Annotated in this window: 21 protein-coding genes and 1 pseudogene; 11 read left to right on the top strand and 11 right to left on the bottom strand. The window is 62.4% G+C overall.

Annotated elements, in window-relative coordinates; translation table 11 throughout:
• Positions 1–7: 7 nt before the first annotated feature.
• Both VGH41_RS08315 and VGH41_RS08310 read right to left on the bottom strand, forming a co-directional pair.
• The gene (locus VGH41_RS08315; protein WP_331596890.1) at positions 8–310 is read right to left on the bottom strand and encodes a DUF4148 domain-containing protein; all 303 of its coding nucleotides are present in this window, start codon (positions 308–310) and stop codon (positions 8–10) included.
• Positions 311–504: 194 nt separating this feature from the next.
• Positions 505–1509: a LysR family transcriptional regulator gene (locus VGH41_RS08310; protein ID WP_331596889.1), complete on the bottom strand. Its 1005-nt coding sequence runs from the start codon at positions 1507–1509 to the stop codon at positions 505–507.
• Between the two features lie 196 nt (positions 1510–1705).
• On the opposite strand from VGH41_RS08310, the gene VGH41_RS08305 reads away from it, so the two are divergent.
• From VGH41_RS08305 to VGH41_RS08280, 6 genes are all read left to right on the top strand, one after another.
• Positions 1706–2560 (top strand): alpha/beta hydrolase, encoded by an 855-nt coding sequence (locus tag VGH41_RS08305; RefSeq protein ID WP_331596888.1) that lies wholly within the window; start codon positions 1706–1708, stop codon positions 2558–2560.
• A 36-nt stretch (positions 2561–2596) separates the two neighbouring features.
• On the top strand, positions 2597–3817 hold the full coding sequence (locus VGH41_RS08300; protein ID WP_331596887.1) for an efflux RND transporter periplasmic adaptor subunit: 1221 nt from the start codon (positions 2597–2599) through the stop codon (positions 3815–3817).
• Positions 3818–3881: 64 nt separating this feature from the next.
• Positions 3882–7064: an efflux RND transporter permease subunit gene (locus tag VGH41_RS08295; protein WP_331596886.1), complete on the top strand. Its 3183-nt coding sequence runs from the start codon at positions 3882–3884 to the stop codon at positions 7062–7064.
• A gap of 11 nt (positions 7065–7075) precedes the next feature.
• The gene (locus VGH41_RS08290) at positions 7076–8635 is read left to right on the top strand and encodes an efflux transporter outer membrane subunit (protein WP_331596885.1); all 1560 of its coding nucleotides are present in this window, start codon (positions 7076–7078) and stop codon (positions 8633–8635) included.
• Between the two features lie 285 nt (positions 8636–8920).
• Entirely contained in the window at positions 8921–10123 is a 1203-nt protein-coding gene (locus VGH41_RS08285; RefSeq protein ID WP_331596884.1) for an acyl-CoA dehydrogenase family protein, read from the top strand.
• Positions 10124–10183: 60 nt separating this feature from the next.
• A complete protein-coding gene (locus tag VGH41_RS08280) occupies positions 10184–11512 on the top strand; it encodes an Nramp family divalent metal transporter (RefSeq protein WP_331596883.1) in 1329 nt (442 codons plus the stop codon).
• Positions 11513–11669: 157 nt separating this feature from the next.
• On the opposite strand, the gene flhC is transcribed toward VGH41_RS08280, so the two are convergent.
• The 5 genes from flhC to VGH41_RS08255 form a co-directional block, all read right to left on the bottom strand.
• Entirely contained in the window at positions 11670–12260 is a 591-nt protein-coding gene (gene flhC, locus VGH41_RS08275) for a flagellar transcriptional regulator FlhC (protein ID WP_331596882.1), read from the bottom strand.
• A 13-nt stretch (positions 12261–12273) separates the two neighbouring features.
• Positions 12274–12594 (bottom strand): flagellar transcriptional regulator FlhD, encoded by a 321-nt coding sequence (flhD, locus tag VGH41_RS08270; RefSeq protein ID WP_331596881.1) that lies wholly within the window; start codon positions 12592–12594, stop codon positions 12274–12276.
• Positions 12595–13127: 533 nt separating this feature from the next.
• Positions 13128–14351 (bottom strand): YeeE/YedE family protein, encoded by a 1224-nt coding sequence (locus VGH41_RS08265; RefSeq protein ID WP_331596880.1) that lies wholly within the window; start codon positions 14349–14351, stop codon positions 13128–13130.
• Between the two features lie 173 nt (positions 14352–14524).
• Positions 14525–15052, bottom strand: a complete 528-nt coding sequence (locus VGH41_RS08260; protein ID WP_331596879.1) for a GNAT family protein — start codon at positions 15050–15052, stop codon at positions 14525–14527.
• A gap of 85 nt (positions 15053–15137) precedes the next feature.
• Complete coding sequence (locus VGH41_RS08255; protein WP_331596878.1) at positions 15138–16016, bottom strand: helix-turn-helix transcriptional regulator; 879 nt, start codon at positions 16014–16016, stop codon at positions 15138–15140.
• Here VGH41_RS08255 and VGH41_RS08250 point away from each other — a divergent pair.
• Positions 16015–16377, top strand: coding sequence for a hypothetical protein (locus tag VGH41_RS08250; RefSeq protein ID WP_331596877.1), 363 nt, complete (start codon positions 16015–16017; stop codon positions 16375–16377). The two genes, VGH41_RS08255 and VGH41_RS08250, sit on opposite strands and share 2 nt — an antisense overlap.
• Before the next feature lie 52 nt (positions 16378–16429).
• Here VGH41_RS08250 and VGH41_RS08245 read toward each other — a convergent pair whose 3' ends face one another.
• Both VGH41_RS08245 and VGH41_RS08240 read right to left on the bottom strand, forming a co-directional pair.
• Positions 16430–16792: a hypothetical protein gene (locus tag VGH41_RS08245; RefSeq protein WP_331596876.1), complete on the bottom strand. Its 363-nt coding sequence runs from the start codon at positions 16790–16792 to the stop codon at positions 16430–16432.
• Positions 16793–17113: 321 nt separating this feature from the next.
• Positions 17114–17362, bottom strand: coding sequence for a hypothetical protein (locus VGH41_RS08240; RefSeq protein WP_331596875.1), 249 nt, complete (start codon positions 17360–17362; stop codon positions 17114–17116).
• A gap of 399 nt (positions 17363–17761) precedes the next feature.
• On the opposite strand from VGH41_RS08240, the gene VGH41_RS08235 reads away from it, so the two are divergent.
• The 4 genes and pseudogenes from VGH41_RS08235 to VGH41_RS08220 all read left to right on the top strand — a co-directional run bounded on the left by VGH41_RS08235 (position 17762) and on the right by VGH41_RS08220 (position 20253).
• Positions 17762–18130, top strand: a complete 369-nt coding sequence (locus tag VGH41_RS08235) for a nuclear transport factor 2 family protein (RefSeq protein ID WP_331596874.1) — start codon at positions 17762–17764, stop codon at positions 18128–18130.
• Positions 18131–18183: 53 nt separating this feature from the next.
• Positions 18184–18393 (top strand): annotated as a pseudogene (locus VGH41_RS08230) (hypothetical protein); the annotation flags it as partial.
• Positions 18394–18609: 216 nt separating this feature from the next.
• Positions 18610–19473: a cytochrome c oxidase assembly protein gene (locus tag VGH41_RS08225; RefSeq protein WP_331596873.1), complete on the top strand. Its 864-nt coding sequence runs from the start codon at positions 18610–18612 to the stop codon at positions 19471–19473.
• 504 nt (positions 19474–19977) lie between these two features.
• Entirely contained in the window at positions 19978–20253 is a 276-nt protein-coding gene (locus VGH41_RS08220; RefSeq protein WP_331596872.1) for a DUF1488 family protein, read from the top strand.
• A 133-nt stretch (positions 20254–20386) separates the two neighbouring features.
• Here the strand turns inward: VGH41_RS08220 and VGH41_RS08215 are convergent, their stop codons facing one another.
• Together VGH41_RS08215 and VGH41_RS08210 are read right to left on the bottom strand one after the other, a co-directional pair.
• Positions 20387–20650, bottom strand: coding sequence for a hypothetical protein (locus VGH41_RS08215; RefSeq protein ID WP_331596871.1), 264 nt, complete (start codon positions 20648–20650; stop codon positions 20387–20389).
• Positions 20651–20699: 49 nt separating this feature from the next.
• Complete coding sequence (locus VGH41_RS08210) at positions 20700–21431, bottom strand: hypothetical protein (protein ID WP_331596869.1); 732 nt, start codon at positions 21429–21431, stop codon at positions 20700–20702.
• Positions 21432–22282 lie beyond the last annotated feature (851 nt).

Raw genomic sequence — 22282 nt, 5'->3', positions numbered from 1 at the left:
TCGAGCGTTATTCGCTGCGTGCCACGCGCGTGATGCCGTCATTGCCTTGGCCTTGAACTGCGACACGTGAAGCCTGCGTCTGTCCCTGGAGGCTCAGATTCGGATACGTGGGCTTGTTCAGCGAGGGCAGCGTGCCGTCGTTATAGGCCACTACTTCCGCGGCTTTCACATCGGCGCGCGACACCGCGCTCGGGCCCACCGGTTGTTGGCCGTAGCTGCCGGCATGGCCGATGCCACCGCCGCCGCCGGCAAATGCAGGGGCACTCACGGCGAGCGAAACAACCAGTGCTGCGAAGAGATTGCGTTTCATGATTCACTCCTGTCATTCGTGTGCGGCGCGCGCTGCGCCGCGACAGGGTGAAATGTAGGCTTCCGGAAGGTGCGGATAAACCGCAGTTTGGCGAAATGAATAGTTGGTGATTCAGAACAATCGCGGCACGCAGGCCGCGATTGCGGTTACATCAGTTGAGCCTTCATCAGTTGAGCCTTCAATTACGGGGCGGATCAGGAGACCCACTCGGTCATCACCGGCGTATCGAGCGCCGGTGCGGATTCACGCTCCTCCAAAGTCCGCTTCGAGCAGGGCGTGTCGAGACTGCAGCGGCCGCTCAGCAACGGGCAGCGCTCGAAGATCTCCGCGATCCAGTCGACGAATACGCGCACTTTCGGCGACAGATGCCGGCTGTGCGGATAAACGGCTGAGATTGGCATGGGCAGCGGTCTCAAGTCCGGCAGCACCTCCACCAGCTGGCCGGATTGCAGATGCGGCAGAACCATGAACTGCGGCGGCTGGATCAGACCGAAACCTTCGAGTCCGCAGGTGACGTAGGCATCCGCGTCGTTGACCGACACCGTGCCCTTCATCTTCACCTCGACTTCCTTGTTGTCCACGAGGAACGACCAATCGATCACACGCCCCGTGCGGCTCGAAAAATAATTTACGGCCCGATGCGCGTCGAGATCGGCAAGCGTGTGCGGCATACCGAACTTCTGCAGATAGTTCGGCGCCGCGCAGCTCACGCCCTCGAAGATGCCGATACGCCGCGCCACCAGCGACGAATCCTGCAGCGCGCCGACCCGCACCACGCAATCCACGCCTTCCTGCAAGAGGTCGACCGGGCGGTCTGTCAATCCAAGCTGCAGGTCGATATCCGGGTAGCGCGTGTGGAATTCACACAGAGAAGGAATCACCAGCAAACGGCCGATCGAACCCGGCATGTCGATGCGCAGCTTGCCGTGCGGCTTCTTGTTGCCGCTCTGGAAACTGGCTTCGGTCTCTTCGACATCCGCGAGGATGCGCACGCAGCGCTCGTAATACGCAGCACCGTCCGGGGTGAGCGACAGGCGGCGCGTCGTGCGATGCATGAGCCGCGTGCCGAGGAACGACTCGAGGTTCTGGATGATGGTGGTGACGGATGCACGCGGCAGGTCGAGCGTTTCGGCGGCACGCGTGAAACTGTTGGTGTCGACAACACGGGTGAACACTTGCATGGCCTGGAGACGGTCCATGGCTAACCTCCGGGAAAGGGGCTGGTAGCCCGCGAGATCAACCGAACTCACCCGTTTAGCTCAACAAGAGCAAGGCGCGTATTCGATTGTTTGGGCGTACCGAATTGTGTTGCCGGATTATAGGCATTTATTTAGGAGTCTGCTGAACCCACAATTCGCACCATTCGAGTTCTATGCGCTTTTGCGCCGTTTCGACATGGATGCATTTAAACCGCCGTACTCCTTCATCCCGCCTGGCGCCGCCCGGACGGACGAGGTTCGCGCGTCGCTCGAGGTGACCGACGTGACGATCGAGGGGCACGCGCAGGACATCACTTTGCGTCTGTATCGCAAGGCCGGGAAAAGTGCGCTACCGGTACTTCTTTATTTTCATGGCGGCGGTTTTGTGCGCGGTTCACTGGATCACGCGGATTTCGCCGCCCGTTATTTCGCTGAACATTTACCCGCGCTGGTCGTATCCGTGGGCTATTCGCTCGCCCCGAAGTTTCCGTTTCCGGCCGCGCCTGAGGACGCGCATCGCGCGGCGCTGTGGGTTCAGACCCGCGCCCGCGCGTTCGGCGGCAATACGAAACATATCGGCGTAGCGGGCCATGACGCGGGCGGCCAGCTGGCCAATTGCCTCGCATTCATTGCGCGCGATCGCGGCGACGTACGAATCGGCGCTCAAGCGTTGTTCGGACCGATGCTCGATCCAAGCCTCACGCGCCTCGGCGACGAAGCGCGGCTTGGCTCCGACATCACCGCGCAGGAGTGCGCGGCCTGCTATCGCGCCTATTTGCCGCAGGCGTCGCAGCGCATGCATCCGTATGCCGCGCCGCTGGAGTCGTCGCGGCTGGCCGGCTTGCCCGCCACGCTGATTGCCACTGCACAGAACGATGTATTGCACGTCGAAGCCGAAAAATACGCCAGCAACCTGATCGATGCAGGTGTGCTGACCCAGGTGGTCCGCTTTCCGAGTGTCTCGCACGCGGAGCTGGCGGATCATCCGGCCGCCTTGCAGGAAGCCGTGCGCTTCTTCCAATGGCGCTTCGACGCGCGCGCCCACCGATAAACCAACAATTTCAAACAACCCAGCCGGGAGCCTGATATGTCTATCTTCTCAACCTCGCGTCCACGTTTGGCGCTAGCTGTACTAAGCGTGGTGGTGATCGCCGCGCTCGGCACGTTCGGCGCCATTCGCGTCGATGCAAGCTCGCCCGCCCATGCCGCACCCGCCAATGTGCCGGACGTGGACGTGGCAGCCGTGCTCGAAAAGACCATTACCGACTGGCAGAGCTATTCGGGCCGCCTCGAAGCCATCGAGAAGGTCGCGGTGCGCCCGCAAGTGTCGGGCACGATCGTGTCGGTAAATTTCAAGGACGGCGCGCTGGTCAAGAAGGGCGACACATTGTTCGTGATCGACCCGCGCCCGTATCAGGCGGAAGTCGACCGGGCAGCCGCGCAGCTGGCGGCAGCGCAGGCTCAAGCGGGCTACACGCAGGCCGACTGGGAGCGTGCGCAACGGCTGATCGGCGATAACGCCATCGCGAAGCGCGACTATGACGAGAAGCAGAACGCGGCACGCAGCGCCGGCGCGAACGTCAAGGCCGCCCAGGCCGCGCTCGAAACCGCGCAGATCAACCTCGGCTACACCAAGGTGATCGCGCCGGTGTCGGGCCGGGTGTCGCGCGCGGAGATCACGCTGGGCAACGTCGTGAGCGCCGGTGCAGGTGCGCCGCCGCTGACGACGCTCGTCTCCGTGTCGCCGATCTACGCGTCGTTCGACGCGGACGAGCAGACCTATCTGCAGTACATCGGCCGTGAGAAAGACGGCAACAAGGTGCCGGTGCAACTGGGCCTTGCCGACGAATCGGGTTACTCGCGCACGGGCGTGATCGATTCGGTCGACAACCAGCTCGACACCTCGTCAGGCACGATCCGCGTGCGTGCGCGCTTCGACAATCAGGACGGCACGCTGATTCCAGGTCTGTACGCGCGCATCAAGGTGAGCGGTAGTGCGCCGCATCCGGCGCTGCTGATCGACGATGCAGCGGTCGGCACCGACCAGGACAAGAAGTTCGTGCTGGTGGTCGACCAGAGCGATCGTGTGGCTTACCGCGAAATCTCGCTGGGCGCGATGCAAGGCAACCTGCGTGTCGTCAAGGGCGGCCTCAAGGCGGGTGATCGGATCGTCGTCAACGGCACGCAGCGTGTGCGTCCGGGCGACACGGTGCACGCCCATGCAGTGCCGATGAACGGCGACGACGATCAGGACAGCGCGTCGGTTGCGCAGACCCAGGCGCGTGCGAAGACGCAGAAGAACTCGTGAGCCTCACGCTCTATAGCTTCTCGCTTCGCGCCGCTGGCTGGCGCTACACATACAAGAGCTACTCATGAACATATCCAAATTCTTCATCGACCGGCCGATCTTTGCGGGCGTGCTATCGGTCCTGATCCTGCTGGCGGGCATTATTTCGCTCTTCAAGCTGCCGATCTCCGAGTACCCGGAAGTGGTGCCGCCTTCGGTGGTGGTGCACGCGCAGTATCCGGGCGCGAACCCGAAGGTGATTGCCGAAACGGTGGCGTCGCCGCTCGAAGAGCAGATCAACGGCGTGGAAAACATGCTGTACATGCAGTCGCAAGCGAATAGCGACGGCAACCTGACGCTGACGGTGACCTTCAAGCTCGGCACCAATCCGGACCTCGCGACGCAACTGGTGCAGAACCGCGTCAACCAGGCGCTGCCGCGCCTGCCGGAAGACGTGCAGCGTCTCGGCGTGACGACCATCAAGAGCTCGCCGACGCTGACGATGGTGGTCCACCTGATCTCGCCGAACAATCAGTACGACATGACGTATCTGCGCAACTACGCGGTGCTCAACGTCAGGGATCGGCTGGAACGGATTCCGGGCGTGGGCGAAGTGCAGTTGTGGGGTTCCGGCGACTACGCAATGCGCGTATGGCTCGATCCGCAGAAAGTGGCGCAACGCGGCCTGACGGCAACGGATGTGGTGAATGCGATCCGCGAACAGAACATCCAGGTGGCCGCCGGTCAGATCGGTTCGTCGCCGTCGTTGCCGGGCACGCAGTTGCAGTTGTCGGTGAATGCGCGTGGCCGTTTGCAGACGACGGGCGAGTTCGGCGACATCGTCGTCAAGACCGCGCCGGATGGCGGTGTGACGTATCTGCGCGATATTGCACGGATTGAACTGGCTGCTTCCGAGTATGGCCTGCGTTCGCTGCTCGACAACAAGTCGGCGGTTGCGCTCGCAATCAACCAGGCGCCTGGCGCGAACTCGCTCGCGATTTCCGAACAGGTCCGCGAGCAGATGAAGGAACTGAAGGAAGACATGCCTGCGGGCGTGAACTACCAGATCGTCTATGACCCGACGCAGTTCGTGCGCTCCAGTATCGAGGCCGTGATTCACACGCTGCTCGAAGCAATTGCGCTGGTCGTGATCGTGGTGATCGTGTTCCTGCAGACCTGGCGTGCGTCGATCATTCCGCTGATTGCCGTGCCGGTGTCGATTGTCGGGACGTTTTCGTTGCTGCTGGCGTTCGGTTTTTCGATCAACGCGTTGTCGCTGTTTGGGATGGTCCTCGCAATCGGGATTGTGGTGGACGATGCGATCGTGGTGGTGGAGAACGTCGAACGGAATATCGAAGCCGGGCTGAGTGCGCGCGATGCGACCTACAAGGCCATGCAGGAGGTGAGCGGGCCGATTATCGCCATTGCACTGACACTGGTGGCCGTGTTCGTGCCGCTCGCGTTCATGACGGGTCTCACGGGCCAGTTCTACAAGCAGTTCGCGGTGACCATCGCGATCTCGACGGTGATTTCGGCCTTCAACTCGCTCACGTTGTCGCCGGCGCTCTCCGCGATGCTGCTGCGCGGCCACGGCGCGAAGGAAGACTGGCTGACACGGGGCATGAACTTTGTGTTCGGCCGCTTTTTCAAGGGCTTCAACAAGGTGTTCCACCGCGGTTCGACGGCGTACGGCAAGGGCGTGCAAGGCGTATTGCGCCGCAAGGGCGGCATGCTCGCCATTTACGCGATCCTGCTGGGCGCCACCGCGTTTATCACGCACGTCGTACCGGGCGGTTTCGTGCCCGCGCAGGACAAGGAATACCTGATCGCATTTGCACAATTGCCGAATGGTGCTTCGCTTGATCGCACCGAGAAGGTGATTCGCGATATGAGCGCGATTGCGCTGAAGCAACCGGGTGTCGAAAGTGCGGTGGCGTTTCCGGGTTTGTCCGTGAACGGCTTTACCAACAGTTCGAGCGCGGGGATTGTGTTCGTCACGCTCAAACCGTTCAAGGAACGCGGCAACAAGGCGCTCTCCGCCGGGGCGATTGCGGGTGCCTTGAACCAGCAATACGGCGCAATCAAGGACTCGTTCGTGGCCGTGTTCCCACCGCCGCCGGTGTTGGGTCTGGGTACGCTGGGCGGCTTCAAGATGCAGCTGGAAGATCACGGCGCGCTCGGTTACGCAGCCTTGAACAAGGCGACGGAAGACTTCATCAAGCGGGCGGCTACGACACCTGAACTGGGACCGACCTTCTCGAGCTATCAGATCAACGTACCGCAGCTGAATGTAGATCTGGACCGGGTGAAGGCCAAGCAGCTCGGCGTGCCGGTGACGGACGTGTTCGACACCATGCAGATCTATCTGGGCTCGTTGTATGTGAACGACTTCAACCGCTTTGGCCGCGTGTATCAGGTGCGGGTGCAAGCCGATGCGCCGTTCCGTCAGCGTGCGGACGACATCCTGCAACTGAAGACGCGCAATACCGCGGGCGAGATGGTGCCGTTGTCGTCGCTGGTGACGGTCACGCCGACCTTCGGACCGGAAATGGTGGTGCGCTATAACGGCTATACGGCGGCTGACATCAACGGCGGTCCGGCACCCGGCTTTTCGTCGGGACAGGCACAGGCTGCGGCTGAACGCGTGGCGGCGGAAACCTTGCCGCGTGGCGTGAAGCTCGAATGGACCGACCTGACGTATCAGCAGATCATTGCCGGGAATGCGGGCATGTGGGTGTTCCCGATCAGCGTGCTGCTGGTGTTCCTGGTGCTGGCTGCCTTGTACGAAAGCCTGACGCTGCCGCTCGCGGTGATCCTGATCGTGCCGATGAGCTTGCTGTCCGCGTTGACGGGCGTGTGGCTGACGCACGGCGACAACAACATCTTTACGCAGATCGGCTTGATGGTGCTGGTGGGGCTGGCGTCGAAGAACGCGATTCTGATCGTGGAATTCGCTCGCGAACTGGAGCATGACGGGCACTCGCCGCTGTCAGCGGCAATCGAAGCGAGCCGGATGCGCTTGCGCCCGATTCTGATGACCTCGATCGCCTTCATCATGGGTGTGGTGCCGCTAGTGCTGTCGAGCGGAGCCGGTTCGGAGATGCGTCACGCAATGGGGATTGCGGTGTTCTTCGGCATGCTCGGCGTCACGCTGTTCGGTCTGATGCTGACTCCGGTGTTCTATGTAGTGCTGCGTACGCTGGCGGGCGGCACGATTCACGTCGCGCAGAAAGATGCGCCGCATTACGCCGTGCCGGCAGCGGAATGAGGAGAATAACAATGAAACGGTTTGAGTCTTTAAGCGGCTGGGGCCGCGCGGCAGCCAGCGGTTTGTTGCTGGCGCTGCTCGCCGCGTGCTCGGTCGAGCCGACGTATAAGCGGCCGGACGTCGATACATCCGCCGCCTTCAAGGAAGCACCGGCCATTTCGCCGCAGGATGCGGGCACCTGGAAGCCCGCTCAACCGGCCGACGATGCGCATCGCGGCGAGTGGTGGACCATCTTCAACGACCCGACCCTCAACGATCTGGAACAGCAGGCCGCCGCAGCGAACCAGAATCTGAAGGCCGCGGCGGCACGCGTCGAACAGGCGCGTGCGCTGGTGAAGAATGCCCGCTCCGACTGGTTCCCGAAGCTGGATGCGGGGTTTGGTCCGACCCGCGAAACGGTGTCGCCGGCCTCGCAGTTCCTGCCGCAAAGCAACGGTCCGGAAACCACGACGCTGTGGCGCGCGCAGGGCACGGTGTCGTATGAGGCGGATCTGTTTGGCCGCGTCACCTCGAACGTCAATGCGTCGCAAGCGGACGAGCAGCAAAGCGAAGCGCTGTTCCGTTCGGTACAGCTCGCCTTGCAGGCGGACGTCGCGCAGAACTACTTCCAGCTGCGCGAACTGGATACGGACCAGACGCTGTATCGTCAGACGGTGAAGTTGCGTGAGGATACGCTCAAGCTGATCCAGCGCCGCTTCAACGAAGGCGATATCAGCGAACTGGATCTGGCGCAGGCTCGCAATGAACTGGCGAGCGCGCGTGCGGATGCGGTGGGTGTGGCGCGTCAGCGTGCGGCCTCCGAGCATAGTCTGGCCATTCTGCTCGGCAAGGCGCCGGCCAACTTCTCGTTCCCGGAAACGCCGCTTGCGCCAGTGACGGCACGCGTGCCGCCGGGTTTGCCGTCGGCGTTGCTGGAGCGTCGTCCGGACGTGGCCGCTGCGGAACGCGCGATGGCCGCGGCGAATGCTCGCGTGGGTCTGGCGAAGTCGGCGTTCTTCCCGAAGCTGGATATTACGGGTGCCTTTGGTTACGAGTCGGCCACGCTCGGCGATCTGTTCATGTGGTCGAGCCGCACGTTCCTGCTCGGACCGTTTGCAGGCACCGCGCTGACCTTGCCGCTCTTCGACGGCGGCCGTCGCAAGGCGAACCTGGCGCAGGCACGCAGCAAATATGACGAAGATGTCGCGCAGTATCGTCAGCAGGTGCTGGTGGCGTTCAAGGAGGTCGAGGACAACCTGGCCGACCTGCGGCTGCTGGACGATCAGATCCAGGCACAAAACGATGCGGTGAACGCGTCGCAGCGCGCGTCGCATCTGTCGCAGACGCAGTACACGGAAGGTCAGGTGAGCTATCTGGATGTGATCGACAGCGAGCGGCAAGTGTTGCAGTCGCAGTTGCAGGCGAGCCATCTGGAAGGCACGCAGGCCGTTTCGACGGTGAACCTGATTCGCGCGATTGGCGGCGGCTGGGGCGACGCGCCGGCTTCGGATGCGCCGGCGGCCGCGGCTCCCGGTGCGGCTTCGGATGCGGTTGCAGCCAAAACGACGTCGCAACAGGTGGCAAAGCAGTAAGCTTGGGTTCGAGAGCTGAAGCAGGTGAAGGGCGCAACGCGTGATACGTTGCGCCCTTTTTTCATTTGGGCCGCGGCTCGCAAGCACGCGGTGAGCGCCGCTTCTACCCATCCATAGAGTCACCATGACGCAGACCCTTTGCGCATCGCGCAGACGCGGGCCTTTCGAGCGACAATTGCAGTTTCACGCGGCGCCCTCCATGCGCGCCGCCTCCTGTCTGAATACGAAATACGCGCATAATGCGCACGTATTCGGCGCTGACCTCCGCGCTCATTGGGAGACTGCATGAACCAGCCGGGCCATCCTGCAACACTTGAAACGCAAGTACCACGAGGCGTAAGCGATCTGACGGGTCTGCTCGACGCATTGCGCGCGACGGCTGCGCAGCGTGACCGCGACGGCGGCCACGCTGCGCAGGAAAAACAATGGATCGCGGACGCGGGTCTGCTGACACTCGCCGTGCCGCGCGAATTCGGCGGCGCTGCTGCCCCGTGGCCGACAATCTACGAAACGATCCGCGCAATCGCGCGCGTCGACAGTGCGCTTGCGCATCTGCTGGGCTTTCAATGCCTGCAAGTGGTGAGCGTCGACGTGTGGGGCAACCACGCACAACGCGCGCGCTATCTGCGCGGGACGGTCCAGAACCGCTGGTGGTGGGGCAACGCGGTGAACCCGCTTGATACGCGGCTAATTGCCACGGCCACCGGTGACGGCGGGTTTCGTCTGAACGGTCAAAAGGGCTTTTGCTCCGGCACGCGCGGCTCGCAGATGATGACGATTTCCGCGCACGACCCGCAAACCGGCAAACCGGTTTTTGCCGTGGTGCCGACCACGCGCGACGGCATCACCGTCCACGAAGACTGGAATCCGATCGGCCAGCGGCAGACCGACAGCGGCAGCGTGTCGTTTGCGCAAGTGAAGGTCGAACCGGAGGAAGTGCTGCACCGCTCCGAAACACCGCCAACCCCGCACGCCACGCTGCGCACGCTGGTATCGCAACAGGTCTTGACCAACCTGTTCGTCGGGATTGCGCAAGGCGCGCTGGAAGAAGCACGCGCCTACGTGAACCAGTACGGACGGCCGTGGCTGAGTTCCGGCGTCGACAAGGCCACCGACGATCCTTACCTGATTCAACGTTTTGGCGAGATGCGTCTGCAGACCATCGCCGCTGAAGCGCTCGCGACGCGTGCGGCGCAGGCACTGGACGAGGCGTGGCTGCAGGGCGGGGCCCTCACTGCTGAAGCACGTGCACTGGTTGCGCTCGCCACGTCGGAGGCCAAGATTCTTGCCCATCGGGCTGCGCTCGAGGTCAGCGAAAACCTGTTCGACGCCTGTGGCGCGCGCTCAACGCACGCGCCGCTCGCCCTGGACCGGTTCTGGCGCAACGCCCGCGTCCACACGCTGCACGATCCGCTCGACTACCGCGTGCGCGATGTGGGGCGCTACGCGCTCACTGGAACATTGCCGGAAGTTTCTTTGTACACTTGAGGTCGACTGCGGCGCCCCGGGATAGGCGCCGCTGCAACGTCCACCTCAAGAGGCACGGTTTTGCCATTCAAACTACCGACCACCGCAACAGCCCCGTTTTGCCCGTCCGAAGTGCAGGGCACGGTTGCCGTGTCGCAGGGTGTTCCGTTCTGGAAGAAGATGCTGCAGTTCGCCGGGCCCGGCCTGCTGATTTCGATCGGCTACATGGACCCCGGCAACTGGGCGACGGATATCGAAGCCGGCTCGCGTTACGGCTACAGCCTGCTGTTCGTGGTTGTGCTGTCGAGCCTCGCGGCAATGGCGCTGCAATGCCTGAGCATGCGGCTTGGCATTGCCACCGGACAGGATCTCGCACAGTTGTCGCGCGCCCGTTATTCGCAGCGCGTGGCACGCTTCCAATGGGTACTCGCCGAACTCTCCATCATTGCCTGCGACCTTGCGGAAGTGCTCGGCGGCGCGCTCGCGTTTCATTTGCTGTTCAACTGCTCGCTGACCACCGGCGTGCTTCTGACCGCGTTCGATACGCTGATCGTGCTCGGCCTGAAGGGCAAAAATTTCCGTGACCTCGAAGCGATCATCCTCGCCCTGATCGCCACCATTGGCATTGGCTATGTCGTGCAACTGGTGATGATCAAACCGCACTGGCCTTCGGTGGCAATGGGACTCGTGCCGTCGTGGCAGGCGCTAAGCACGCGCGAGCCGCTCTATCTGGCCATCGGCATTCTCGGTGCGACGGTGATGCCCCACAACCTGTATCTGCATTCGTCGATCGTGCAAACGCGCGCGGTCAAGCGCGATTCACGCAGCATCGCGTCGGCGATCGGGCTGTCGCGCCTCGACACGATCGGGTCGCTGGTGATCGCACTGCTGATCAATGCCGCCATCCTGATCCTGGCCGCCGCCGCGTTCAACGCAACCGGCCACAACCAGGTCACCGAAATCGAAGATGCGTACCGCCTGCTTGCGCCGATCGTCGGCACCGGCTTTGCGGCCGTGCTGTTCGCCATCACGCTGCTTGCATCCGGGCAAAGCTCGACCTTTACCGGGACCGTCGCCGGTCAGGTGATCATGGAAGGCTTTCTGAAACTGTGGATTCCGTGCTGGCAGCGGCGCTTGATCACCCGCGCGCTGGCGCTGATTCCGGCCCTGATCGGCGTGCAGATGCTGGGCAACGGCGCGGTCGGTAAACTGCTGGTCGCGAGTCAGGTGGTGCTGAGCCTGCAGTTGCCGTTCGCGTTGTATCCGCTGATCCGTATGACCAACGACCGCTCGCTGATGGGCGAATTCGCCAACCGGCTGCCGACGCGCATGCTCGCATGGGCGCTGTTCGTTGTGATCAGCGCGGCGAACCTGTGGCTGGTGGTACAGACGGTGGGGTGGATCAGCTAGAACGCTGAAGAGATAGGCTGCCAGAGGCGGCGAGCCTCTGGTGGCGACATGGGCGCGAATCGGGCATCGCGCCTGAGCAGGCGAACTGTGCGGAAACGACGGGAAACCGGGGTGTTGCTACGCGACGTCAACTGGGCAATCGTTGACGCCTTTTACTTCAAGCTGCTTCGGCAATCTCGGCACTCTGCGCGGCTTCGAGCGCCTCTTGCGCTTCCAGCCGGGCGGCCGCTGCGGCCTTTTTGGTCTTGCCGGCGCGCGACGGCGGCTGGCAGGCACCGCACACCACGTTGTGCTGCAGATCGTGCTTGTGTGCAACGAACTTGCCGGTGCAACGGCAGCAGCGTGTCAGTTGCAGAATGTCGGCGTCGAAGAAACGCACCAGTGTCCATGCGCGCGTCAGATCCAGCACCGGTTCCGTATTGCTGTGCTGGCAATGCTCCATATAGAGCCGGTAGCCCTTGGTCAGCGCATCCAGATGCGAACAGCCGGCTTCCTTCTTCAGGAACAGGTACGTGTTGTAGAACAGCGAAGCGTGAATGTTCGCAAGCCACGTCATGTACCAGTCCGCCGAAAACGGCAGCATGCCCTTGGGCGGCGATACGCCCTTGACCTCACGGTACAGGCGGATCATCCGGTCACGCGACAGCGTCAATTCGCTCTCGAGCACTTGCATCCGCGCGCCGAGTTCGATCAGCGCGATCGCGCGGAATACTTCCTGTGCGTCTTCGGTCAGGCTTCGCTTGAGCATTGCAGCCACCTTATTAAGCGAATTGCTCTGCCGGCTGGCCTGCAAGCAGGATAGCGGCGTGAGTCGGCGAAACTTCCGCGTGTTTCGTCGTTTGCGTCAACGCCGACAACATGGCGTGGTCGTTGAAGCGGAAAAAACAGAGAAGCTGGTCGGAAGAGGCCAGTTTGACGATCTGCGCGAGTGACAGCCCCGCCAGCAAATCGGCCAGTTCCGACGACAGGCCCAAACGGAACATCCCGATGGGTTTGTCCTCGCGCAACATACGTTGTGCGAGCATGATGTAAGACAAATTGATCTCGCGGATCGAGTCCCGAGTCTCGCTGCTACGGTCCATTTTGCAGTTTCCGAAGCCCCGAATTGCTATGTCGGCTTTTATTGCCGTTATGTCTTTTTTGCCTCGCCGGACACTACATACGTCCAGCTACATGTCACCACGTAATACCGGTCCCGACTGATTGATACAAGGTGTTACATCTCGTAACACCTTGGACGCAATTGTATGAAGTGGATTTCAGGAAATCAATAGCTTCTCAAAAAAATATTTAACCAAAATACAACAAATTCCGGTAACTCTTTCATGGTGCTGAAATATGCGGGATTCTGTGGCCGCGAGAAGGTCGGCGAGAGTTCAGCGAGCCTTGCTGGGCTTGACAGAACGGCGCTTACACGGAATCGTATGAACAAACGACTTTGATAGCCCGGGATAACGCTAATTGGCTATTGGAATAGAAAGGAAATAGAAAGAATGGCGGATTTTCAGTAATAAATTCCGCTGCGCGAGAGTTGTTACAGGGCCAAATCATGATGTAACAACTCGGGGCATCCCCAGTTACAAATTGGCGCAATCTGGGGATGCGTTTGTAACGGTTAGCAGCCGGTCGGCTTCACGCGTTCGACGGCAAGTCCGAATAATGGTCGCAGGCGGGTGCCGAGCACATTGCCCGCGAAGGCGGCTACCAGCCACAACCACCCGTGCAGGCTGCCTGACACGATGCCGCTAAAGTAGGCACCGATATTACAACCATAGGCAAGCCGGGCGCCGTAGCCGAGCATCAGCCCGCCGATCACCGCTGCGATCAGCGAGCGCAGCGGCACTCGCCAGACCGGTGCGTAGCGGCCGGCGAGGGCCGCCGCGGTCATTGCGCCGAGGACGATACCGATATCCATCACACTGGTGACGTCATGGCTGAGCGGCGCGGCGAGCGCGCCCGCATTGGCGTGCGCGGCCCAGTACGGCCACTGGGCGACGTCGATACCGAGCGCGGCTAGCGTCTTGGCGCCCCACAGCGCAAACGCCGAGGTGATGCCCCACGGGCGACCTGACAACGCGAGCGTCGTGAAATTGAGCAGTGCCAGCGCGACGGCGCCAGCCACCATCGGCCACGGGCCGTGCAGCCACGGCGAAGCATGCGGCGGCCGCTCTGGCTCGTTGATGAGGCGCCCATGACGGCGGCGTTCGATCACCACGGTCAGCGCGGCGATCACGGCGAACGCGACGAGATTCAGCACAATGGCCCAGCCTGCGCCGAGCATCGTCACGAGCGAGAGTGGCTTGAGCGACGGCAACGCGGTCCAGAACGGCATGTGCGCAGTCGCGACGACCGAGCCGACGATGAACGCGGCCAGCGTGACGATCATGCGTGTGCTGCCGCCGCCGACCGTGTAGAGCGTGCCCGACGCACAACCGCCGCCGAGCTGCATGCCGATACCGAACATGAACGCACCGACAAGGACCGACGTGCCCGCCGGCGCCACCAACCCGCGGACCGGGTGACCGAACAACGTGCCGGCGGCAAGCGCCGGGAAGAACAGCAGCACGCCGATTGCGAGCATCACCATTTGTGCGCGCAAGCCGGCGCCGCGGCCATCGGCGATGAAGACCCGCCACGCTGACGTAAAGCCGAACGCGGCGTGATAAAGCGACATCCCGAGCAACGCACCGACCACATATAGCGCGGCCTGGCGGGTACTGACGGTTTGCGCGAGATAAAGGGCGCCGAGCGCGATCAGAAGCAGCGCAAGGCCGAGCGGTTTGGGGTTGACGTCGAAGCGGCGCGGGACGCGCGGCAGCGGAGAAGCGAAATCGGACATGGTGAATTGAGCGTGCTGAGGATGACAGCCCGTGATGGGCCCAGGCGGCGAAGGTGGCAAACGTCGCAGCGAAAGTTAATTAAAAAAGATAGCACGTATTGCGGGAACGGTTCGGACCTGGCTTGAGAAGGAAGCCGGGAGGTTTCTCCATGCCGGGCACCCGCGGTTCGCTGTCAGACAAACTGGGTCATCAGATCCGCGTCGTAATAGATCCCGTCGACGCAAAGCGCCTCCGGTTCTCGTCCATAGCGGCGAAACCCGACGGACTCGTACAGATGGCGCGCTGCGTCGTTTTCGCTCGACACCACCAGCTGGATTTGCCGCAGGTTTTCGACTCGCCGGCCCCGCGCAAGCAATTCCATCAGCAGCGCGCGGCCCACGCCCCGGCCGGCGGCTTCCGGCGCGACATACATGCCGATCACTTCCGCCTTGTGCCGCTCCTTGAGCCGCGCAAGACGCTTGAGGCCGACAACGCCAAGCAATGGTTTATCCGGCGCGGCGAACGCGCCCAGCAGGAAATTGCCGTCGGCGGCGCGCTTGCCTTCGAGCATCGCGTCATAGTGTGCCGGCCCTCGCTCCAGCGCCTCCTTATGACTCTGGCCGAACGCCTCGGGATGCGCCTGCAGGCCGCGCAGACGCAATTGATAGTGCGCGTCACGGTCGGCCAGCGTGAGCTGGCGGATCAGCGGGGTGTTCTCCAAGGTGCTATCTCCGTGCGCGGTGTGCCTTTTTGCATGGTAACCGCGGCTTTACGTTTTGGCGCGTCTCGTCTGGCTTCGCGTCTGGCTATTGGCTGGCGGTGTTCGTCCGGTTCGATGCGGCCTCCTGTTCTGCGTAAGCGCGCAAAGCGGAGGCGGTTTGCTGGTCCGCGGGGAAGAAGGCTTCGATGGCGAGTTCGGACAGCGTGACGTCGACCGGTGTGCCGAACACAGTGGTCGTGCTGAAGAACGACAGCACGCCGAGCGGCGTGCGCAGACGCAACGGCACGGCGATCTGGCTGAGCGTGCTGCTGGTTTCCTCGTCGGCGGGTTGCACGCCGGGCGGCGTCGGATAAGCGGCCAGTTCGTCGCGCAGCGCGGCGAGCGTTTCATCGCCGCTGACGTCGATTTGCCGTTGCAGGCGCGCCAGCACATGGGAGCGCCACGCGTGCCAGTTGACGATCGACGCTGCGATGCCCTGCGGATGCAGGCTCAGACGCAACGCGTTGACCGGCGGTGCGAGGAGTGTCGCGCTCGCCGCGCTGACGAGCGGCGCGAGTGCGTTGTTGGCGGCGACGATGGTCCAATGCCGGTCGATTGCAAGCGCGGGATAAGGCTCATGGCCCTTCAGTACGAGATCCACCGCTTCACGCGCGGCGGCGAGTTGCGGGTCGGTGAGCGGCCGTTCACGAAAGAGCGGCGCGTAACCGGCCGCGACCAGCAGGGTGTTGCGAGCTCGCAGCGGCACATCGAGACGTTCCGCCAGATGCATCACCATTTCGCGGCTCGGCAGCGCGCGGCCCGATTCGACGAAGCTCAAATGACGCGTCGAAATGTCGGCCTCTGAGGCGAGCAGCAACTGGCTCATGCGGCGCCGCTGGCGCCATTCGCGCAGCAGTTCGCCGACCGTGCGGCCGGGCCCTGCTGTGGCTGACGGGGCGCTTTGGGGGAGGGAGAGAGTGCTCATGATCCAGATCATAGTCAATGCCGGCCGGGATTCCATTACCTCGGGGGTCATGCTGACTGTTGATCTTTCTTGTGAGCGTCAGGTCGATTTGCCGTTAATGCTGCCCCGCATTCACCAGCATCCACACCTGTCGAGCCGGCTTGCCGTCCAGAATGCGCGCAAACGCACCGGCGCAGCGCGCGCAAACATAGTGTTCTTCGGTTCGCGTGTGCTTGAGCTCGCTCACGGCGGTCAGCGACAGGTCGGCATGTGGCTCGACAGTCGACGGCTGCCCATGAAGCTCCGCGCAGGGCATGCAAGGTTGAATTGCGAGTTCCATTTATGGGGTTATCGTCTCAGCGGCAATGTATTGCGGAAATGAAGCCTGCCAGCGACATTCGATCAGCACGCCATGCGCTGTGCCAGATAAAAGATCACGGACCAACGTGCCGGGCCCACTCCATCCACCCGAGATTGATCGCCGCGTTGAGCAGAACGCCGAGGGCAGCCGCGATGGCGGCAATCATCGTCCAGAAGGCAGAGCGGCGCGACGCCTGAGCAGATTCGCTGGACACTTGCGCCGCTTCGCTCGAAGCGCGCACCGAGGCGAACATCGCTTGACGCTGCTCGTCCTGACGCACGGCTTCCTTCCTGTTGAGCCAGGCGCGCGCTTTCACCGTGTCCGGGCCGAAATCGTTCGTGCTGTCCAGATCGGCCTTGACTTGCGCTTCGCCGCGCGCTTCCAGTCGCTGCTCAAATGAGTCCGGCCTGGTGCCTGGCTGGTTCGCTTCGTCCATGTCGCGCTCCCGGGATCGAAGCATCCTAGCATGAGGGGACGGACCGTCCGGCGGCCGGCGCGAGACGAGGCCGGCTACTGTTTGCGTAGGCGAGGCTGTGCCGCACGCACGCAGACACGACGCTGCCGCGTGGATACGATGCGCCGCTTTTGTGGGGAGCGATACGAAGCGTCAGTTCGAGCCTGTCGAATCAGGCGCGCTGCTGACCAAATCACTGGCAGCGGCGATAGCTTGCGACATGCGGCAATCAGTCGCAGCCGCGAGGGGCCGGCCGTATCGTCGGCACGTCGGGCTGGTGAAAAGCGCGGAAGGCTCGGCGAATCAGGCTACGGCGCCATGCAAGCGCGTGTAGCTTTCGTCGATCAACGACCTGGCTTGATGTTCCACCGTGCTGATTGCCAGCAGCGGGTCGATCTTGGCGCGCGGCATGGTCAGTTCGAGGTCCTGCGGCACGCCTTGTGCGCTGTCCCCGTCAATCCGTTCAATGACGGCGCGACACACCCACTGCACGCCGGGTTCATCCGGTACCACATTTACGTTTACGCGAAACCCACGATGCTCGAAAGACATACATTCTCCACATACAACACAATAAAACGCTCGACAGCTATCGCCGCGATAGAGAGGTTGATGCTACACGACTTCAATAATCTCTTCAGTGAAACCGGCAGGCAAAGAGCAGCGCACTCGTAAAAAAGCCCTTGAAACATGGGTTCTTACGCATTCAACGGTTTTTCTAACAGATTGCCTTCAGAAAATTGCGATCACATAACGCAGCACGTCAGTGGCGTTTCAGTTGCCGTTCAGAGCGCGTCGATGGCACGCGCATAGCAATTCGATTACCTCGTACGTAATCGACGCGCCGCCTCGCATCACCGATCCTTCATTCCGAGCCCGCCACAAACATCACGCTGTTTGTTGTGTGTCGCGCTCAGTTCAACCGCTGAACAACCATTGAAGGAGTCTGTGATGAATGCGCACACCGACCTGATCGACCGTTACTTCGACGCATGGAATGAATCCGACACGGGACGCCGCCGCGAACTGATCGTCGCGACGTGGAGTACGAACGCCGCATATCTCGATCCGCTGCTGTCCGGCGATGGCCACGACGGCATCGACGCAATGATTCGCGCAGTGCACGAACGCTTCCCGCATCACACGTTCCGTCGTACCACGGAGGTCGACGGCTTCGCCAATCGCCTGCGTTTCTCGTGGGAGCTGACGACGCCCGATGGCACGCCGATCGTCAAAGGCTCCGATTTCGGCGTCGTCGATACCGCCGGACGTCTGCAAGCCGTAACCGGCTTTCTCGACGCAACACCCGGCGCGGCCTAACGCGGCAAACAACTGGTTGCGTGCGCAACCCTTTTCGTTTCAAGGAGCCGAACATGCACGAGCCTCACGCCGCCGGACCTGCCGCGGCTTGCCCGGTTACACGCGCGCTAGCCGCCTTCGAGGCTATTTCGACCGCGATTGCCGGCTTCGCGCTGCTGGCCGGCGCGCGGGCTTTCGCCTTTACCGCGTTGCTCGCCTGGCGCGAGCCGGTCATAGGCGGCGCGGGGCTCGTGCTGCTTGGACTGATTGGCTGGCTACGCTGGTGCTGGCGCAGGCGCGACGTACGGCATGCACAGCCCGACCAGCACCCACGGCACGTGCAAGGCCGCACGACAGCCGCAAGCACAGGTTGCGAGCGTGTGCGGCAGGACGCGCATCGCAGCGCCAACGGCAACGGCCGGGCCACCTGCTAACATGGCAGGCACCGCGCGAGGTGACGTGACCCGGCGCGGACCCCTTTGGTTAAGGTCCAAACTGCGATGTCGCTCATTAGCCTGCTCGAACCTTGGGAGCCCTCGTTTGGGCTCGTCGTCGTTTTCATTGCGTGCGCGGTGCTGTTTGCGCGCGGATCGCGCCGTATCCGGGTGAGCGTCGCGCGCCAGCTTGCGTTCTGGATCGGCCTTGCGCTGTTTTATATCGCGCTGCACACGAAGCTCGACTATTACGCTGAACATCAATTCTTCGTACATCGGCTCCAGCATCTGGTGCTGCACCACCTCGCGCCGCTGATCCTGATGGCCGCGTATCCCGGCAGTGTGTTGCGCGCCGGGTTGCCGCTGACCTGGCGCAGCGCGTTGCGGCGCTGGCAACGCTCGTCGCCCGCGCGTGCCGTGGCGGCGGTGATATTGAACCCGGCTTTCATCTCGGCGGCCTTCGTCGTGTCGGTGGTGTTCTGGCTGATTCCGTCCGTGCAGTTCGTTGCGATGCTCGACTGGCGGATCTACACGTTCATGAACTGGTCGGTGGCGGTGAGCGGCCTGTTGTACTGGTGGATGCTGCTCGATCATCGTCCCAGTCCGCCGAGCCGCACGCGGCCCGGGCTGCGTGTGCTGTCGCCGGTCATTACGATGACGCCGCAAATCCTGGTCGGCGCCATCATCACGTTTTCATCGCACGATCTTTATCCAGTCTTTACGCTGTGCGGCCGCGCGTTTACCTCGCTACCGCCGGCGCTCGATCAAAGCCTCGGCGGTTTGATCATGTGGGTGCCCGCCGGCGTGCTCGAGGCAATCGGCGCGATGATGGCGCTGCGTCATGTGATGCGTTTGTCGTCGCTGCCCGCACGCAGCGCGGCGAAGCCGGCGCGCGGCGGCCGAGGGGCGAAAGTGGCGCTGCAGCGGTGAGCGGGCCATTGACGATGCGCTAGCCGCTGGCGGCCAACGCCGCCTTTTTGTCCGGTAATTTTCCGCCAGACGTGGATGCTCTAAATGAGCCGGCAGCGGCGCCGTTACACGCCTGCGCTCGTAGCATCGCTCCCTTCCGGCGATTCCCGCCCGTCAACCACGCCCCCAATTTTGCAATGCTGCCGGGTATTTTTTACGTTGCGTCCGTTGCCGAACACAATTTGCGAACCTGAAAGACGAAGATAGCCCAATCATCCCGTGTGTGAGCGCCCGGCCTGAAAAGCCTGAACGCTCTGGCATGACTCCTGCATCATCGAACCGCGATTTAACCAGACATGCAACTGGCACCGGGTAGCCACTTCGGCTCAAGGCATCTTCCAATTCGGGGAATACACATGCGCTGCAATGAAACCAGTTCCGTCCAGCGGCAGGTTGACGGCGGCCATGTCGCGGTTCATTGAACGGCCACATCGATATCAAACTGCTTCGATACGGGGAGGAAATATGCACATCACCAACGGCAAACCCGGGTTTTTCGCAGATGGCGAACTGGTCACCTTCGCCCTTATGACTCACGGCCGCGATGTCGAATGCGCTGTCACGCGCGACGCGCTGGAACGTCATTTCTGGCTGCAGCGCGACGCTGACGCGTCGCGCGTTGCCAAAGCGTTCGAAGACGGCTGCAGCCGCATCCTCGCGGTGGCGGAGCGCAAGGCGCTGGCGCTCGGCAGTCCGCGTGTGCTGGTGACAGCCGCGGACTTCATGTTGCCGCGTAGCTGAGAAACCGCGGGCCTGTCGCGGCTCGGCCGCGCAGGAACCGCGGTTCCGCAAGTGGCTCCTGCGCGGCAGTGACACATCACGGCGCGCTGCGTCGATCACTCTGCGCGACAGTACGCAGGTCTTTCTCCGCGCGTCACACGACAGTGAAGTAGTCCTTCCATGCCGAGGTCAACAACGCTTGCGTATGCTGCGGAACGTGCGCGGTGTTGAATGTCGCCGGCTTTGTCATACCGTAGTAGTAATAGGTCCGATCGTTGGTCGCCATATGATCGCGCGTCAGCGTGTCCACACAGCGACTCATGTGAAGATCGGGAAACGTCGGGTTCTGGTAGTACATCCAGACGCCGTTGTCATTGCTCGGCTCCGTGTAGTTGCTGACCTTCCAGTCGTCCATCATTGCGCTTCTCCTTATGAAGTTGCTACGGCAGATACCCCGGGGTGGGGCGCTAAGAACTGTTGTTGCGTGCTCTGTTCTGTGCAGCTGGCGAGCGCTGCCAAAACGGGCAACTGATTACGCCGAGCAGGACGCGCACTGACGATTCCACTGCATCGAACGAGACGGTCGTGCCATTGCAGGTGCCGCACGTGAGCGAAGGCGCTGGCGCTGGCGCGCCGCCGGCGTTAGCGACCGTGAACGGGCCGATGTTGGCGAGCGTCGCGGCGAGCATCTGCGCGGCCTGCGCGGCCTGTGCGTCCGCCGCGTGCAGGACGGTGCGCGGCCGGTAGCCGATCACCGCCTTGAATGGCAACGTGCTGAGCGCGCCGGAAGCGCTGAAGAAATCGGGTGCGTGGGCTGGCAGCGCGGTTGCGTCGTCGTCGAGAAGGTCCGCGCTGAACCAGCTGCCGCGGCTAAGATCGAATGCGCCGAAGCCACCGAGGCTCAGCGTCAGGCCCGCAATCGCGCAAGCGCAGCCGGTATCCGGCATGGCGGCTATCAATACGCCGGGGCCGTTTTGCTCGTGTGCCGCCATGTGCAGTCCGGAGCCGAGAAAAGCCGGCCATACCTCATTGGACGAAGCAGCGGCTTGCAGAACGGTCGCGCCGGCCACGCCCGGCGGCGGCAGCGAGACCAGTAGCGCGCTGGTGCCCGCATGAGCCGGATCCCGCCAGCTGAGACAACCCGGTAAGAATCCTTCTACTGAATATTGTGGATACCTGAATACTGTGTCGCCGGCCATGGATCATGGCGGGCATGTTCTGCGTGATCGCGATCTGCATTGAAGCGAGCAGACATTGGTTCAATGCTGCCGTGATAGCCGGGGCGCGGCTTCCAGGTGCTGCGACGACTGTGCCGTGCGACGATTCCAGGTTGTCGGCTGGGGCTTGCGCGTCTGCAAGAGAGGCCGTGTCGAGCAAGCCGTCGAAGCTCGCCCCCGCGACTGTGCGCGGCTCGGCCCTCGCACGCAGGGCTTGCCGGTAGCGCTCCAGATCGCTCTGCAGACCGGTACTCGAAAGCGCGCCCAAAGCGTTGCCGGGCGGGTGCCGGTACGGCTGCTTCAGCCAGGTAGGTGAGATACAGCCAGTAACTTGCGAAGAGTCCGCTGCGCGAGGTGAGAGTGGGACCTGAGTCGCTCGATTCAGGTTGAAGGTATTTGTCGCTGTAGGGTCGTGTGGCCAGGCAACCTTAGTGTCGTAATGGCGGCTTTATGCCGATCTCGAACGGTAGTCTCCGGAACATAACGCAAGATCGAGTCGATTCGAAAAATCGACGCTGCAGCACTGGAGGAAGGCCCGATCAACGACGTTAACGGTCGCGGGACGCGAAGCATTTGGACCGGCTATGGCTATGGATATCGGATTGCTGCCTGATCGGTCCACGACACGCAGGCTCGCATGACATGAACACGTGATTTACCGACCCGCCGGGTACCTCCAATGGCTTGTGAAATCCCCCATGGCCAAGCGAAAGACCACTTGCCGGTGACGCTTTCACGTGCTGACGCACAAACCGAACGTGTCATGAGAAGTTCTTTCAAACCCTTGCTCTGTACCTGCAACATCCACCCGGCAAGCCTGAGCTTCAGGGATG

The organism is Paraburkholderia sp. (assembly GCF_036488795.1).
In the GTDB taxonomy this organism is placed as follows: Bacteria; Pseudomonadota; Gammaproteobacteria; order Burkholderiales; family Burkholderiaceae; genus Paraburkholderia.
Note: the sequence above shows the minus strand (reverse complement) of the source record. Positions and strands in the feature narration are given on the sequence as shown.

Excerpts from the sequence above, each read along its gene's own strand:
- VGH41_RS08265 (WP_331596880.1), bottom strand. The coding sequence starts at position 14,351 with ATGTCCGATTTCGCTTCTCCGCTGCCGCGCGTCCCGCGCCGCTTCGAC.
- VGH41_RS08315 (WP_331596890.1), bottom strand. The coding sequence starts at position 310 with ATGAAACGCAATCTCTTCGCAGCACTGGTTGTTTCGCTCGCCGTGAGT.
- VGH41_RS08290 (WP_331596885.1), top strand. The coding sequence starts at position 7,076 with ATGAAACGGTTTGAGTCTTTAAGCGGCTGGGGCCGCGCGGCAGCCAGC.
- VGH41_RS08220 (WP_331596872.1), top strand. The coding sequence starts at position 19,978 with ATGCACATCACCAACGGCAAACCCGGGTTTTTCGCAGATGGCGAACTG.
- VGH41_RS08305 (WP_331596888.1), top strand. The coding sequence starts at position 1,706 with ATGGATGCATTTAAACCGCCGTACTCCTTCATCCCGCCTGGCGCCGCC.
- flhD (WP_331596881.1), bottom strand. The coding sequence starts at position 12,594 with ATGGACCGTAGCAGCGAGACTCGGGACTCGATCCGCGAGATCAATTTG.
- VGH41_RS08300 (WP_331596887.1), top strand. The coding sequence starts at position 2,597 with ATGTCTATCTTCTCAACCTCGCGTCCACGTTTGGCGCTAGCTGTACTA.
- VGH41_RS08210 (WP_331596869.1), bottom strand. The coding sequence starts at position 21,431 with ATGGCCGGCGACACAGTATTCAGGTATCCACAATATTCAGTAGAAGGA.
- VGH41_RS08310 (WP_331596889.1), bottom strand. The coding sequence starts at position 1,509 with ATGGACCGTCTCCAGGCCATGCAAGTGTTCACCCGTGTTGTCGACACC.
- VGH41_RS08215 (WP_331596871.1), bottom strand. The coding sequence starts at position 20,650 with ATGATGGACGACTGGAAGGTCAGCAACTACACGGAGCCGAGCAATGAC.
- flhC (WP_331596882.1), bottom strand. The coding sequence starts at position 12,260 with ATGCTCAAGCGAAGCCTGACCGAAGACGCACAGGAAGTATTCCGCGCG.
- VGH41_RS08285 (WP_331596884.1), top strand. The coding sequence starts at position 8,921 with ATGAACCAGCCGGGCCATCCTGCAACACTTGAAACGCAAGTACCACGA.
- VGH41_RS08240 (WP_331596875.1), bottom strand. The coding sequence starts at position 17,362 with ATGTCTTTCGAGCATCGTGGGTTTCGCGTAAACGTAAATGTGGTACCG.
- VGH41_RS08255 (WP_331596878.1), bottom strand. The coding sequence starts at position 16,016 with ATGAGCACTCTCTCCCTCCCCCAAAGCGCCCCGTCAGCCACAGCAGGG.
- VGH41_RS08250 (WP_331596877.1), top strand. The coding sequence starts at position 16,015 with ATGATCCAGATCATAGTCAATGCCGGCCGGGATTCCATTACCTCGGGG.
- VGH41_RS08235 (WP_331596874.1), top strand. The coding sequence starts at position 17,762 with ATGAATGCGCACACCGACCTGATCGACCGTTACTTCGACGCATGGAAT.
- VGH41_RS08295 (WP_331596886.1), top strand. The coding sequence starts at position 3,882 with ATGAACATATCCAAATTCTTCATCGACCGGCCGATCTTTGCGGGCGTG.
- VGH41_RS08245 (WP_331596876.1), bottom strand. The coding sequence starts at position 16,792 with ATGGACGAAGCGAACCAGCCAGGCACCAGGCCGGACTCATTTGAGCAG.
- VGH41_RS08225 (WP_331596873.1), top strand. The coding sequence starts at position 18,610 with ATGTCGCTCATTAGCCTGCTCGAACCTTGGGAGCCCTCGTTTGGGCTC.